This is a genomic window from Sphingobium sp. RSMS, from assembly GCF_005406185.4.
Classification (GTDB): domain Bacteria; phylum Pseudomonadota; class Alphaproteobacteria; order Sphingomonadales; family Sphingomonadaceae; genus Sphingobium; species Sphingobium fuliginis.
In genome coordinates this window covers 1,248,177-1,261,638 of record NZ_CM191257.1, presented here as the reverse complement: position 1 = coordinate 1,261,638, position 13,462 = coordinate 1,248,177, and the positions used below count along the sequence as shown (strand labels likewise).

Here is a 13,462-nt window from a genome sequence, read left to right as displayed (position 1 = left end):
ATGGCGCTTACAATATCTTAGTTCGATAATAAGGATTATGTTAAATATGTGATGATCCTTGCATCCTCAATCTTCCACTATCCGGCTATGCTGCCGCGTATCGGGCATGCGGATATAGACGATCAGGGAGATGCCGATCATCACCGTCACATAGATGTAGAATGCCTGTTCTGTGCCGATCTGCTTGAACCAGAGCGCGACGAATTCCGCGGTGCCGCCGAACAAGGTGTTGGCCAGCGCATAAGGCAAAGCCACTCCCAATGCGCGGATATGGGCGGGAAACAATTCCGCCTTCACCACCGCGTTTATCGAAGTGTAGCCGGTCACGATCACCAGGCCGGCCATTACGAGCAGCCCCGCCGCCCACGGGTCCTTGGTGACGGCCAGCGTCGCGAAGATGGGATAGGTGCACAGGACGCCGAGCAGGCCGAAGCCGATCATCAGCGGCTTGCGCCCGATGCGGTCGGAAAGCGCCCCCGCGACAGGCTGAAGCAGCATGAAAAGAAAAAGCGTTATGCCATTGATTTGCGATGCTGTTTCCCGGCTGAGCCCGCTGGTGTTGACCAGGAATTTCTGCATGTAGATGGAATAGGCGTAAAAGGCGATCGTGCCGCCTGCCGTCAGCAGCATCACCGTCAGCGTCTCGCGCGGATGCCGGGTCACGAGTTCCATGAATCCGGATTTGGGGGCGCCCTCCGCCTTGGCCACGGCAAAGCTCTGGGTTTCGGCCAGGCCGCGCCGCAGCCAGAAGACGATGGTCGCCAGCGCTCCGCCGATCAGGAACGGAATGCGCCAGCCCCAGGCATCCAATTCGGCCTCGGTCAGCATGGCCTGGAGCGCCAGCAGGACGCAGATGGCGACAAGTTGCCCCGCGATCAGGGTCACATATTGGAAGCTGGAGAAAAAGCCGCGGCGGTTGCGCCCCGCCATTTCGGACAGATAGGTCGCGCTGGCGCCATATTCGCCGCCGATCGACAGTCCCTGCATCAGGCGCGCAAGCACCAACAACAAGGGCGCGGCGACGCCGACGCTATCATAGGAGGGCGTGACGGCGATCAGCAAGGAGCCGGCGCACATCAGGGCCACGGACAGCGTCAGGCCGCTTTTCCGGCCATGGCGATCGGCATAGACGCCCATCAGCCAGGCGCCGATGGGTCGCATCAGAAAGCCCACGGCGAAAATGCCCGCGGCACTCAGCAATTGCGCCGTGCGGTCCTCGCTCGGGAAGAAATGCTGGGCGAAATAGAGGGTGAAGGCGGAATAGGCGTACCAGTCATACCATTCGACCAGATTGCCGGTGGAGCCGCCGATAATGGCCTTCAGGCGCTGACGCTGATCGGGTGCCGCGGTCGATGACGTCATGGGGTCAGCACCATCTCTCCATTTTGCACGGACCAGCTTTTCAGGCGCGACAGCATGTTCATGCCGATCACATTGACCTCTCCGAAAGCCGGGGAAACGACGATGTCGAGATCGCTGGCCCGGATCGGGCCGACCACCAGCGTGGCGATGGTCGAGCGCTTGGCGTCGATCTTGCCGTTGGCGGTCATCATGCTGACGCCGGGCGCGTTCAGGTCGAAGTTCAGGCCGGAACTGCGGGCCGCCTCCACCGACAGGGCGGTGACGCTGGCGCCGCTGTCGATCAGAAAGCGCGTCGGGTTCCCGTTGACCATTCCCTCCACCCAATAATGGCCGTCGGGCGCGACCGGGATTCGCAAGGCCTGCCCCTCCACATGCGCGGACGGCAAGGCAGCCGGCGCGGCATTGGTCGACAATGAAGGGGATTCGTCCCCTGCCCCATATATGCGGCTGGAAAACAGACCGAACTTATCGCCAGCCTTGAACAGCCCGAGGAGGACGGCGAAGATGACGATCCAGAGCATGGCCATGCGCATGAGCCCGCCCATCGGGGCGCGCCGGGCAATCAAGGCCGATCCGACCAGGACAAGCGCCAGCACATACCAGAGACTGGACATTGCCTGATCGCCATCCATCCCTGCCCCGCCCCCTATGTCGCGCCCAGTTCGGCCACCAGTCCGTCATAGCCCGGTTCGACGCCTTCGGGGAGTGTCCGGCGGAGCGTCGCATAATCCATGCTCTGGTCCATATGGATCAATATGGCACGGCGGGGCCTTACGGCCTGCACGGCATCCAGGGTAAGCGCCAGATGCGCGTGGGTCGGATGCGGCTTTTCCCGCAGGGCATCGACAACCCAGATGTCCAGCCCATCGTACAGCGCCAGCATGTCGACCGTTATGTCGTGGAAATCAGTCGCATAGCCAATGGAATGACCATCATGTGTGAAGCGGAAGCCGGTGGAGAATATCTCGCCATGGGGCTGATCCGTGCAGGCGATGCCGATGTCCCCGATGCGCAGGCCATCCGGCAGCGCATGGGGTTCGATCGTCGGATGATAACCGTGACGCCCTTCGAAGGCATAGCCGAAGCGTTCCCGGAGCAGGCGGAGCGTCTGGGGGCGCGCATAGCCGGGCACGGGCGTGCCGCGATGATGGTAAAGCTGACGGACATCGTCCAGGCCGTGGCTGTGGTCGGCATGGTCATGCGTCCACAATATGGCGTCGATCTGCACGACATCGGCCGCCAGCAACTGGGCGCGCATATCCGGTGATGTGTCGATCAGCAGCCGGGTCGTGGGGCTTTCGATCAGGATCGATGCCCGGGTGCGGCGGTTCTTCGGCTCCTGCGGGTCGCATGCGCCCCAGTCATTGCCGATCCGGGGAACGCCCGAAGAGGTGCCGCTGCCCAGGATGGTGAGCTTGAGGCTCATGCCGCCTTGCTGAACAGCTTGCGGAAATTGGCTGAGGTCGCCTCGGCCAGCTGCTCGACACTCTCGCCCCGCAAATTCGCCAGGAAACGGGCAGTGTCCGCCACGAACGCCGGTTCGCAGGGCTTGCCGCGATGGGGAACCGGCGCGAGGAACGGGGAGTCGGTCTCGATCAGCAGGCTTTCGAGCGGCAGGCGGGCGGCCGTTTCCTGCAAATCCCTGGCGTTCCTGAAGGTCACGATACCTGAAATGCTGATAAGGAAACCCAGTTCCATCGCCGCATCGGCAAAGGCGCCGCTGGCGGTGAAACAGTGGATGACCCCGCCATAGGCGCCCTTCCCCATTTCATCGCGCATGATCGCGAGCGTGTCCTCCTCCGCATCGCGGGTGTGGACGATCAGCGGCAGGCCGGTTTCGCGGGAAGCGGCGATGTGGGCGCGGAAGCTGCGTTGCTGCCGCTCGCGGTCGCTATGGTCGTAATAATAATCGAGGCCGGTCTCGCCTATGCCGACGATGCGCGGGTGGGAAGCGCGTTCGACGAGCTTCGCCGTATCGACATGCGGATGCTCGTCCGCCTCATGGGGATGAATGCCGACGGTCGCCCAGACATCGGGTTCGCGCAACGCGGTGTCCAGCACATCGTCCCACTCGCTTTCGCGCGTGGCGATGTTGAGCATCAGGCCGATGCCGGCGCCACGCGCCCGTTCGAGCACATTCTGCTGATCCTCGATCAACCCTTTGTAATTCAAGTGGCAATGGCTGTCGATGAACATGGCCTATGCCTCTTCGACGGGCAGTTCGAGCCGCGGGAAAAGCGGCTTCGGCGGCGTGAGCGTAAAGCTTTGTTCCACGAGCGCCTGATACCACTGAGAGCGGAGACCCTGATAGTTGCGGATATTCGGCGGGATACCCAACTGATCAAGTAGCGCGTTCGCACTCGTCGGGATAACTGGCAAAATGGCTACAGCAAGTTCTCCTATAGCTACATAGAGGACAGCTAGAACTGCTTCCATGCGTGCAGGATCAGTCTTGCGCAACGACCAAGGCGCTTGCGCATCTATGTAGGCGTTGCAAGCAAAGACCGCGCGCATCCAAGATTGAATACCGTCCGAAGGAGCAAGACTTGCAAATTCGCTCTCCAGCGAAACGATCTCCCTGCGAACGGTTGAAAGCAGTTCGATATCTTCGCGCGTTTCAGAACTACCGCCCCAAGGCAGACGGCCTTCGAGATTTTTCGCGATGAAGCTCAGTGTCCGCTGGGCGAGATTGCCGAAACTATTGGCGAGGTCGCTGTTCGAACGGGCGACGATCGCCTCCGCGCTGTAGCTGCCGTCATTGCCGAAGGTGACTTCCGACAGCAGGAAATAGCGAAGCTGGTCCACGCCGAAGCGCTCCGCCAGTTCCATCGGATCGGCCACATTGCCGAGCGACTTCGACATCTTCTCCCCCCGGTTGAGGAGGAAGCCGTGGCCGAACACCTGCTTGGGCAAAGGCAGCCTCGCGCTCATCAGGAAGGCCGGCCAGTAAACGGTATGAAAACGCACGATATCCTTGCCGATGATATGCGTGATGTCGCCCCCTTCGGACCAGTAACGGGCCATGCGTTCGGCATCGTCGGGATAGCCGCAGCCGGTGATGTAATTGGTGAGCGCGTCCACCCACACATACATGACATGGCCGTCGCTGCCCGGCACCTTCACGCCCCAGTCGAAGCTGGTGCGTGACACGCTGAGGTCGGACAGTCCCCCCTCGACGAAGCGCATGATCTCATTGCGGCGGCTGTCGGGCTGGATGAAGTCAGGCTGGCTGGCGTAGAGGTCCAGCAGCTTCTGCTGATAGGCGGACAGGCGGAAGAACCAGCTTTCCTCCACCGTCCATTCCACCGGCGTGCCCTGGGGCGAGAGCTTCTGCCCGCCCTCCCCTTCGGTCAGTTCCTTTTCGTCGTAAAAGGCTTCGTCGCGCACCGAATACCAGCCTTCATACCGGCCGAGATAGAGGTCGCCATTGGCCTCCATCGCCTGCCATATGGCCTGGCTGGCGCGATGGTGATCCGGCTCGCTGGTGCGGATGAAACGATCATAGCTGATATTCAGACCGTCGTTCATCGCCTTGAAATATCCGGACATTTCATCAGCAAGCGCGCGTGGCTCCATGTTCCGGCCGCGGGCGGTCTGGGCCATTTTAAGGCCATGTTCGTCCGTGCCGGTCTGGAAGAAGACGTCGCGGCCCATCATCCGCTGGAAACGGGCGATCGCATCGGTGGCGATCACTTCATAGGCGTGGCCGATATGCGGGCGGCCATTGGGGTAGCTGATGGCGGTCGTGATGGTATAGGGCTTGGACATGGGCCCTCCCTAGCGGGTGTTAGCCCTTGCGCAAAGCCGCTTTTCAGCGGGCAAGGGCCGCAACATGCCCCGCCAGTTCGAAAACCACCGCCCCCGGTTCGAGCGACAGGATGATGGCTCCGCCTGCAAGCTGACGGGCGGCTTCCCAATGGTCCAGCGCCTTGCCGAGATCGTCCCCCTGCCGCTGGCGCGCCGCCGCCGCGATGAAGGCCGGGGCACGCTCCAGAAAGGCCTCATAACGGGGCCGTGCGCTCTTTGATGAAAGCATCTTGGCCAGGATCAGCCGATGGCGATTGCCGGGGTCGCCGTCGGCGGCGATCGCCGCCAGCGAATGCTCGATGTCCGCTATGTTGAGGCCGGCATAGCGCAATGCCTTGCCCGGAGACCCCTCGCCTGCGCGGACCAGCGCCGTCAGTTCGTCCGAAGACAGGCCTGCGTCCGCCTTGTGCAGGATGCTCCGCATGGCATCCTCGCCCAAGCTGTCGAAGCGCAGGGTGCGGCAGCGGGAGCGGATGGTCGGCAGCAGGCGGCCGGGCGCATGGCTGACCAGCAGGAACAGCATGTCGGCTGGCGGCTCTTCCAGATTCTTGAGCAGCGCATTGGCCGCGCCGCGCTCCAGATCGTCGGCGCTATCGATGACGACGATCCGCCGCGAGGACATGGAGGGAGCCGACTGGATCAGGCGCTGCAGGCCCCGGACCTGATCGACCGTGATGTTGCGCGCTGTGCCGCTTTCCCTTTCCAGGCAGAAAAGCTCCGCATAGTCGGGGTGGGCGTCGGCCTCGAACAGACGGCGGATCGGGTGGTCGTGCGGCACGTCCAGCCCGTCGGCCGCGATGGCCGGGCCCGCTGCCTCCGCCAGCAGGCGCAGCGCCATGGCGCGGGCGAAGCTTGCCTTGCCGATGCCGCGTGGGCCGGCCAATATCCAGCCATGGTGCAGGCGGCCGCTTCGCGCCGCGCCGATCAGAGTGCGGGCCTGCCCGTCATGGCCGAGCAGCGGCGTCATGGCAGCAGGTCCTGCAAGGCATGCAGCAGCCTTGCCGTCACGGCTTCGGCTTCGCCAGAGGCATCGACGGTCAGGAAGCGCGCCGGTTCCTGCTGCGCGAACCGATGGAAGGCCGTCGAGACGGCCCGGTGAAAGTCCCTGTCACGCCCACCGATCCTGTCCGCAGCATCCCCATCGCGGGATTGGGCGCGAGCGCTCGCCTCCTCCTCCGCCAGGGTGAGGAAGAGCGTCCGGTCGGGCAGGAAACCGTCGCTGCCGATCCGGTGAAGCGCCAATATGTCCGCGTCGGTCAGCGAACCCATGCCCTGATAGGCCCGGCTGCTGTCCAGGAAGCGGTCGGAAAGCACCCATGCGCCGCGCTCCAGCGCCGGGCGGATCGTCTTTTCGACATGATCGGCACGGGCCGCGGCGAACAGCAGCGCTTCGGCGCGAGGGCTCCAGCGGTCAGCGCCGCCGGTCAGCAGGAGGGCGCGAATGGCCTCCGCCCCTTCGCTGCCGCCGGGTTCGCGGGTTTCCACCACTTCCAGGCCGCGCGCGCGCAGGACCGCGGCAAGCGCGCTCAACTGGGTCGACTTGCCCGCGCCCTCCCCGCCTTCCAGAGAGATGAAGCGCCCCCCTGTCGTCCGGGCGTCTGTCACCCGAAGAACGACTTCAGCCCGTTCCACAGGCGGCCGAAAATGCCGGCTTCGGAGACATCCTCGCCGGCGACCAGCGGCAGGATCTGCGGCGGGGTATCGGGGGTGGAAACGATCAGTTGCGCGATCCTCTGCCCCTTGGCGATGGGCGCCTTGATCGGGCCGGTATAGGCGACCTTGACCGAGATGTTGGACGATGCGGCGCGAGGCAGGGTCACGGCCATGTCCTGCGGCGCCACCAGCGGCACGCTGGTCGCGCTGCCCAGCTGCACTTCGGCGGTCTCGACGGTCTGACCCTTCCTGAACAGCGGCTGCGCCTTCCATGCGCGGAAGCCCCAATCCATGAAGCGCACGGATTCAGCAATCCGCTGATTGAAGCTGGTCAGGCCCGCGACGACCATGACCAGACGACGCCCCTCCTGCTCGGCCGATCCGGTGAAGCCGAAACCCGCTTCCTGGGTATGCCCGGTCTTGAGCCCGTCGGCCCCGGCCACCTTGCCCAATATGGGATTGCGGTTGCCCTGCTCGATGTCCGCGCCGCCCATCGTCTTGCCCCAGGTGAAGCTGCGCGTGGCGTAAAATTTCTTGTAGAGGTTGGGCGTTTCCTCGATCGTCGCTTCGGCCAGCGTCGCCAGGTCGGCGGCGGTGACATAGGTGACGCCTTCGTCCGGCCAGCCATTGCTGGTGCCGAAATTGCTGTTCTTGAGGCCCAGACGCTTCGCCTCCTGATTCATCAGCGCGACGAAGGCCTGCTCGGTCCCGGCGATGCCCTCCGCCAGCACGACGCAGGCATCATTGCCGGAAAGGGTGACGATGCCGTGCAGCAGATTTTCCACCGACACCTGCTCGCCCGGCGACAGGAACATGGTCGAACCGGCCTGCGGGCCATGCCATTGCTGCCAGGTTTCCGGGCGGACGGTGAATTTCTGGTCGAGCTTCAGGTCGCCCTTCTGGATCAGGCGGAAGGCGACATGGGCCGTCATCATCTTCGCCATGGAGGCAGGCGGCATCCGCGTGTCGCCACCCTTGTTATAGAGCACCGCGCCTGACGACAGGTCCTTCATATAGGCGATCGGCGCTTCGCTGCTATAGGGGGGCGCGGCGGCGGTCAGCGGCGTGGAGAGCAACCCGACGAACAGGAGGGCGGCGATGGACTTCTTCATGCAGGATTGCCTTCGGACTGGTGGATTCTTCGAGTGCCTAGCGCATTCATTAGCCATGGCAGGACCAATAGCAAAGCGCTCTATTGCTTCACCGCGTCGGCGAGCAGGCCGACCGACAATGCGTAGAAATTCGAACAATTATAGTCGAGGATCGCCCGGTAGTTGCTGGTGAGCAGATAAGCCGTCTTGCCCGGCCCATCGGGTTCCAGCAGCGTCGCCATCACCCGGTCGGCGGGCCAGCCGCCCCCGCTGGGCACGATCCCCATGCGCCGCCATTCGGCCATGCTGAGCCAGCGGCTGTGGCGGTTGAACACGCGCGGGCAGCGGGCGGGGCTGGTGCGGGCGGCAAGGCCGGAGCGGTCGAGGCCGGCGGGCACGGACACCGCAATGCCCCACGGCTGGCCGCGCCGCCATCCGGCATGGACGAAATAATTGGCGATGGAGGCGAGCGCATCGGCTTCGCTGTTCCAGATGTCGACCCGTCCGTCGCCGTCGCCGTCCTTGCCCAACCGCAAATAGACGCTGGGCAGGAACTGGGGATAACCGGTCGCGCCCGCCCAACTGCCCACCAGGCGGCTGCGCGGCACGCCATTGTCCAGCATCTTGAGCGTCGCCAGCAGTTCCGGTTCGAACAATGTCCGGCGGCGCCCCTCATAGGAAAGGGTCGCGAGTGAGCGGATCAGGTCGAAATCGCCGGTATAGGCGCCGTAATTTGTCTCATGGCCGTAAATGGCGACCATGACCTCCTCCGGCACGCCGGTCTCCGCCTCGATCCGGGCGAGCCGGGCGCGGTTGGCGAGATAGGCGGTGCGGCCCCGGCCGATGCGCGCCGCGTCGACATGCTGGCGGCGATATGGCTCGAAATTGGGAATGGGGGCGTAGGCGCCGCCGCCAGGCTGGTTCTGGTCGAGCTGAACCACGCGGGGATTGGGGGTCAGGCCCGGGAAAACGCTGTCCAGCGTCGTATCCCGGATGCCCATGGTCCGCGCCTTCGGGCGGAGCGATTCCAGATAGGCGCGAAAGGCGACATCCTCCTGCGCGTTGACGCTGTCCGCCGTCAGACCGCCCGCCATGACGGCGGCGAGCCCCAGCAACAGCGACATGATCGACGAACGCATTGAAGAATCTCCTTAAGCCCTTTTGTTGCACAGGGATGGCGTGGCGTGAATCCCCTTAATGGCGCACGGCGCCATTCGGGCGATGAAACCGCCTTCCCGCCATTTTTACGCTTGGCAAGGCCGCCGGGTTCGCTAGAGCGGGTTTCGATCTGACTGAATCGGATCGTTGCGCTGTTTTCCGCGATTTCCCGACCAGCGACCGGTTCGATCGGCTGGAAATCGCTCCCGGAAGCGTGGCGACGGACAGGTGGCCGAGTGGTTTAAGGCAGCGGTCTTGAAAACCGCCGTGGGTTCACGCTCACCGTGGGTTCGAATCCCACCCTGTCCGCCATCCAATTTGATCCCCGTTAAAGCGCGGCGGTTTTCTTCATGCTAGAAGCGGTCGACAATCATCGGAGGTGACGATGTCTGCCGATAGCGATGCGCGCTACATGTTCCGGCGCGCAAGAGAAGAAGCCGCGAAAGCCGATGCTGCCGAAAGGCGCCGCGCTTCGTCGCAGGAGGTTGCGGTCCATCGCGAACTTGCGCTGCGCTACAAGGTCAGGGCGCTTGCCATGTCCTGTCCCGATCAGGTCCTTCATGATGCGATGGAGCGGGAGCCCTGATCGGCTTCATGCTCATTATCCGTGGTCTATCGGCCATCAGGCTGCGGGAACTTTTGTCGTCGCAATGAATTGCAAATAAAAAAGCGCTCCCGGGCAAGGGAAAGCCGGGAGCGCGATTTGTTTGCTGTCGGGCATCCAAATCCTCCCCGGATTAGCAGGTGCAGATGTTCTTGGCAATCTACCCAAAGGTAGAGTGTCGCTTTCCGTAGCGTCAATTCGGTGAGCGGGGGCAGGCTGCCCTGGGGCAAAAAGCCCAATTGAAAATCCGCAGGATATGACGACATTTCTGCGACAGGCAGAATGGCATGACGATGAGCGACACGGACAGGATATCAACGATGCAACCGGCGGCGGAAATGGAAGGTCGCTGGAAGCGGCTTTCTCCAATGGAGACCGGCCCCTTCGGCCGTTGTCCCCGATGCGGCGAGGGACATATCTTCCGCGGCTTCCTTACGGTGCGCGATCATTGCGAGATTTGCGGGCTGAATTATGATTTTGCCGATCCGGCGGACGGGCCGGCCGTATTCGTGCAGCTATTCGCCTGCGTTCCGGGCGTGGTCTTCATCATCATGCTGGAGATTTTGGCGCGGCCGGGCCTTTGGGTGCATCTGGCCGTCGGCGTCCCGGTGCTGATCCTGACGACAGTGCTTCCGTTGCGACCGATCAAGGGTTGGCTGATCGCCGCGCAATATGTGAACAAGGCGCAGGAAGCGGGTACAGCCCAATTATGGGCGAAACTGCATGGGGACGGGGCCGGCGATTAGGCTGTATCGGCATTCAGCCATATCGCGCGATTGCCCCAGCGTTATTCCCTTCGTCCTGCTGAAGCCGGTTCAGCATGCCCATTGTTGAAACGACGGGCTTGTTCCGGAGCGCGCTGCGTCAAATCGGGCGCCGGTCGCGCCGCTCCGGGCTTCCTGTTGTCGCATTCTTCCAAGCAGAAAGCCGCCATTTGCCGCCCGCCATGGGCTGAATGCCCACACAGCCTAGCTGAGCGCGCCGTGGCAATGCTTGTATTTCTGGCCCGAGCCGCAGGGGCATGGCGCATTGCGGCTGATGTCCAGATTGGCGAACTCCCCGCCCTGTCCGCCTACCGGCGGACGCGGCAGGGTGGTCGTGATTCCGCTGATCTGCCCGCCGTCGATGTCGCCGCTATTATCCTCGCCCGAAAAGGGGTCGATATGGGTGGTGATGAAGTCGGGCAGCACCGGCAGGTCGAATTCCGGCAGCGGCTCCTCCATGCGGAACTGGACGCGCGCGATGGAGCCGGTCACATCCTCGCGGATATTGCCCAGCATGCGTTCGAACAGGGCAAAGGCTTCCTGCTTATATTCGTTGATCGGAGTCTTTTGCGCATAAGCGCGCAGATGGACGACCTGGCGGAGCGCGTCGAGGGTCGACAGATGCTCCTTCCAGTGATGGTCGAGGCTCTGGAGCAGGATCGACTTCTCGATCATGTGCCAGTTTTCTGGATCGAGTTCCTTGACCTTGTCGGCCACTGCCTCGTCGGCCAGGGCCCTCAGCCGTTCCTCGATCATTTCCGGATCGACATGGTCCTCAGCCAGCCAGCCGTCGAAATCGGGTTCCAGGTTCAGCACTTCGGCCGTGCGGGCCTTCAGCCGCTCCATGTCCCACTGTTCGGGGTAGGTGCCCGGCGGGCAGGACGCGCCGACCAGATCGTTGACCGTCTCATGCCGCATGTCGGTGACGACATCGTCCACCGTCTCCGCGTCCATGATGTCGCTGCGCTGCTCGTAAATGACCTTGCGCTGGTCGTTCATGACGTCGTCATATTCGACGACCTGCTTGCGGATGTCGTAGTTGCGCGCCTCGACCTTCTTCTGCGCGGTCTCGATCGCCTTGCTGAGCCATTTCGAGGGCGGCAGCGCCTCCCCATCCTCCAGGTTGGAGCGGATCATCTTCGCGAACATCGTGTCTGGGCCGAAGATGCGCATCAGGTCGTCGTCGAGGCTCAGATAAAAGCGCGACAGGCCGGGGTCGCCCTGACGGCCTGAGCGGCCGCGAAGCTGATTGTCGATGCGGCGGCTTTCATGGCGTTCCGTACCCAGCACGAACAGGCCGCCGGCGGCGAGCACTTCCTGCTTCTCCGCCTCGATCTCAGCGTCGATGCGGGCGATGGCGGCTTCGCGTTCCGGGCCTTCCGGCATGTCCCGCAGCTCGTCCTCGACGCGGAATTCCAGGTTGCCGCCCAGCTTGATGTCGGTGCCGCGCCCCGCCATGTTGGTGGCGATGGTGACGGCGCCCTTGCGGCCCGCCTGCGCCACGATATGCGCTTCGCTCTCATGGAAGCGGGCATTGAGGACGGCGTGCTTCACCCCCTCCTGCGTCAGGAATTCGGACAGCATTTCCGACTTTTCGATCGACACGGTGCCGACGAGGACCGGCTGGCCCTGCTCCGCATGGACCTTGATGGTCTTGGCGATGCCGCGGAACTTGTCCTCCAGATTCTTGTAGAAGCTGTCTTCCTCATCGACACGCTGCACCGGCCGGTTGGTCGGGATGGTGACGACGTTCATCTTGTAGATTTCGTAGAATTCGGTCGCTTCGGTCGCGGCCGTGCCCGTCATGCCGCCCAGCTTGGGGTACATGCGGAAATAATTCTGGAAGGTGATGGAGGCGAGCGTCTGGTTCTCCGGCTCGATATTCACGCCTTCCTTGGCTTCCACCGCCTGGTGCAGGCCGTCCGACCAGCGGCGGCCGTCCATCATGCGGCCGGTGAATTCATCGATGATGATGACCTTGCCGTCCTTGACGATGTAATCGATGTCGCGGCGGAACATGACGTTCGCGCGCAGCGCCTGGTTGACGTGATGGACGACGGCGGTGTTCTCGAAATCATAGAGGTTGGCGCCTTGCAGCAGCCCGGCCTCCTCCAGCATGCGCTCGATCTTCTCGGTGCCGTCCTCCGTCAGGGTGACGGTGCGCTGCTTCTCGTCCTTCTCATAGTCGCTGTCGTCCAGCCGCTTCACGATGGCGTCGACGGCGACATAGAGTTCCGACTTGTCGTCGGTGGGGCCGGAGATGATCAGCGGCGTGCGCGCTTCGTCGATCAGGATCGAGTCCACCTCGTCGACGATGGCGAAGTTGAACGGCCGCTGCACCATCGATGCGCGGTCATATTTCATGTTGTCGCGCAGATAGTCGAAGCCGAGTTCGTTGTTCGTCGCATAGGTGATGTCGGCGTTATAGGCCTCGCGCCGCTGGTCTTCCGACAGGTTCGGCACGATGACGCCCGTGGTAAGGCCCAGGAAGCGATAGACCTGCCCCATCCATTCGCAGTCGCGGCTGGCCAGATAGTCGTTCACCGTGACGACGTGGACGCCCTTGCCCTCCAGCGCGTTCAGATAGGTGGCGAGCGTCGCGACCAGCGTCTTGCCCTCACCCGTGCGCATTTCCGCGATCTCGCCGCGATGAAGCACGATGCCGCCCACCATCTGCACGTCATAATGGCGCTGGCCCAGCGTCCGCCTGGCGGCCTCGCGCACCGTGGCGAAAGCTTCGGGCAGCAGGTCGTCCAGCGTCTCGCCCTGCGCCAGCCGTTCCCGGAACCGCAGGGTCTGCGCCGTCAGTTCCTCGTCCGTCATGGCCGAGATGGTGGGTTCGAAAGAGGCGATCTGTTCGACGGTCTTGCCCAGCGACTTCACGTAGCGGTCGTTGGAGGAGCCGAAAATAGACTTGGCGAGTGCGCCGAACATGCAAGTTCCTGACAAAAGGGGACGCGCACGCCTTTGGGGCGATGCACGCGGACATGCGCGGCGATTTAGGGCGCGCACGGGCGTTAGTC

At 63.2% G+C, this 13,462-nt stretch carries 12 protein-coding genes and 1 tRNA gene; 3 read left to right on the top strand and 10 right to left on the bottom strand.

Annotated elements, in window-relative coordinates:
• Window positions 1-66: 66 nt before the first annotated feature.
• The 9 genes from EGM87_RS05865 to EGM87_RS05825 form a co-directional block, all read right to left on the bottom strand.
• The gene (locus EGM87_RS05865; RefSeq protein ID WP_044662329.1) at window positions 67-1,362 is read right to left on the bottom strand and encodes an MFS transporter; all 1,296 of its coding nucleotides are present in this window, start codon (window positions 1,360-1,362) and stop codon (window positions 67-69) included.
• On the bottom strand, window positions 1,359-1,994 hold the full coding sequence (locus EGM87_RS05860) for a retropepsin-like aspartic protease family protein (protein WP_044662328.1): 636 nt from the start codon (window positions 1,992-1,994) through the stop codon (window positions 1,359-1,361). The genes EGM87_RS05865 and EGM87_RS05860 overlap by 4 nt, the downstream gene beginning before the upstream one ends.
• Before the next feature lie 14 nt (window positions 1,995-2,008).
• The gene (locus EGM87_RS05855; protein ID WP_044662327.1) at window positions 2,009-2,788 is read right to left on the bottom strand and encodes an MBL fold metallo-hydrolase; all 780 of its coding nucleotides are present in this window, start codon (window positions 2,786-2,788) and stop codon (window positions 2,009-2,011) included.
• A complete protein-coding gene (locus EGM87_RS05850) occupies window positions 2,785-3,558 on the bottom strand; it encodes a TatD family hydrolase (RefSeq protein WP_044662326.1) in 774 nt (257 codons plus the stop codon). Before EGM87_RS05850 ends, EGM87_RS05855 begins: the two co-directional genes overlap by 4 nt.
• A gap of 3 nt (window positions 3,559-3,561) precedes the next feature.
• Complete coding sequence (metG, locus tag EGM87_RS05845) at window positions 3,562-5,130, bottom strand: methionine--tRNA ligase (RefSeq protein WP_044662325.1); 1,569 nt, start codon at window positions 5,128-5,130, stop codon at window positions 3,562-3,564.
• 43 nt (window positions 5,131-5,173) lie between these two features.
• Window positions 5,174-6,136, bottom strand: coding sequence for a DNA polymerase III delta subunit-related protein (locus tag EGM87_RS05840; RefSeq protein WP_044662324.1), 963 nt, complete (start codon window positions 6,134-6,136; stop codon window positions 5,174-5,176).
• Window positions 6,133-6,774: a dTMP kinase gene (tmk, locus tag EGM87_RS05835; RefSeq protein ID WP_044662323.1), complete on the bottom strand. Its 642-nt coding sequence runs from the start codon at window positions 6,772-6,774 to the stop codon at window positions 6,133-6,135. The genes EGM87_RS05840 and tmk overlap by 4 nt, the downstream gene beginning before the upstream one ends.
• The gene (locus EGM87_RS05830) at window positions 6,771-7,934 is read right to left on the bottom strand and encodes a D-alanyl-D-alanine carboxypeptidase family protein (RefSeq protein ID WP_044662322.1); all 1,164 of its coding nucleotides are present in this window, start codon (window positions 7,932-7,934) and stop codon (window positions 6,771-6,773) included. Before EGM87_RS05830 ends, tmk begins: the two co-directional genes overlap by 4 nt.
• 80 nt (window positions 7,935-8,014) lie before the next feature.
• The gene (locus EGM87_RS05825) at window positions 8,015-9,052 is read right to left on the bottom strand and encodes a lytic murein transglycosylase (RefSeq protein WP_044662321.1); all 1,038 of its coding nucleotides are present in this window, start codon (window positions 9,050-9,052) and stop codon (window positions 8,015-8,017) included.
• 241 nt (window positions 9,053-9,293) lie between these two features.
• Here EGM87_RS05825 and EGM87_RS05820 point away from each other — a divergent pair.
• The 3 genes from EGM87_RS05820 to EGM87_RS05810 all read left to right on the top strand — a co-directional run bounded on the left by EGM87_RS05820 (window position 9,294) and on the right by EGM87_RS05810 (window position 10,421).
• A tRNA-Ser gene (locus tag EGM87_RS05820) sits at window positions 9,294-9,383 on the top strand.
• A 73-nt stretch (window positions 9,384-9,456) separates the two neighbouring features.
• Window positions 9,457-9,657, top strand: a complete 201-nt coding sequence (locus EGM87_RS05815) for a hypothetical protein (RefSeq protein ID WP_044662320.1) — start codon at window positions 9,457-9,459, stop codon at window positions 9,655-9,657.
• Between the two features lie 338 nt (window positions 9,658-9,995).
• On the top strand, window positions 9,996-10,421 hold the full coding sequence (locus tag EGM87_RS05810) for a DUF983 domain-containing protein (protein ID WP_044662319.1): 426 nt from the start codon (window positions 9,996-9,998) through the stop codon (window positions 10,419-10,421).
• A 222-nt stretch (window positions 10,422-10,643) separates the two neighbouring features.
• Here EGM87_RS05810 and secA read toward each other — a convergent pair whose 3' ends face one another.
• Window positions 10,644-13,373, bottom strand: coding sequence for a preprotein translocase subunit SecA (gene secA / locus EGM87_RS05805; RefSeq protein WP_044662318.1), 2,730 nt, complete (start codon window positions 13,371-13,373; stop codon window positions 10,644-10,646).
• Between the last annotated feature and the right edge of the window lie 89 nt (window positions 13,374-13,462).

What these genes read in the sequence shown, in the direction of transcription:
- EGM87_RS05865 (WP_044662329.1), bottom strand. Translation starts at nt 1,362, where the DNA reads ATGACGTCATCGACCGCGGCACCCGATCAGCGTCAGCGCCTGAAGGCC.
- EGM87_RS05860 (WP_044662328.1), bottom strand. Translation starts at nt 1,994, where the DNA reads ATGGATGGCGATCAGGCAATGTCCAGTCTCTGGTATGTGCTGGCGCTT.
- EGM87_RS05855 (WP_044662327.1), bottom strand. Translation starts at nt 2,788, where the DNA reads ATGAGCCTCAAGCTCACCATCCTGGGCAGCGGCACCTCTTCGGGCGTT.
- EGM87_RS05850 (WP_044662326.1), bottom strand. Translation starts at nt 3,558, where the DNA reads ATGTTCATCGACAGCCATTGCCACTTGAATTACAAAGGGTTGATCGAG.
- metG (WP_044662325.1), bottom strand. Translation starts at nt 5,130, where the DNA reads ATGTCCAAGCCCTATACCATCACGACCGCCATCAGCTACCCCAATGGC.
- EGM87_RS05840 (WP_044662324.1), bottom strand. Translation starts at nt 6,136, where the DNA reads ATGACGCCGCTGCTCGGCCATGACGGGCAGGCCCGCACTCTGATCGGC.
- EGM87_RS05830 (WP_044662322.1), bottom strand. Translation starts at nt 7,934, where the DNA reads ATGAAGAAGTCCATCGCCGCCCTCCTGTTCGTCGGGTTGCTCTCCACG.
- EGM87_RS05825 (WP_044662321.1), bottom strand. Translation starts at nt 9,052, where the DNA reads ATGCGTTCGTCGATCATGTCGCTGTTGCTGGGGCTCGCCGCCGTCATG.
- EGM87_RS05815 (WP_044662320.1), top strand. Translation starts at nt 9,457, where the DNA reads ATGTCTGCCGATAGCGATGCGCGCTACATGTTCCGGCGCGCAAGAGAA.
- EGM87_RS05810 (WP_044662319.1), top strand. Translation starts at nt 9,996, where the DNA reads ATGCAACCGGCGGCGGAAATGGAAGGTCGCTGGAAGCGGCTTTCTCCA.
- secA (WP_044662318.1), bottom strand. Translation starts at nt 13,373, where the DNA reads ATGTTCGGCGCACTCGCCAAGTCTATTTTCGGCTCCTCCAACGACCGC.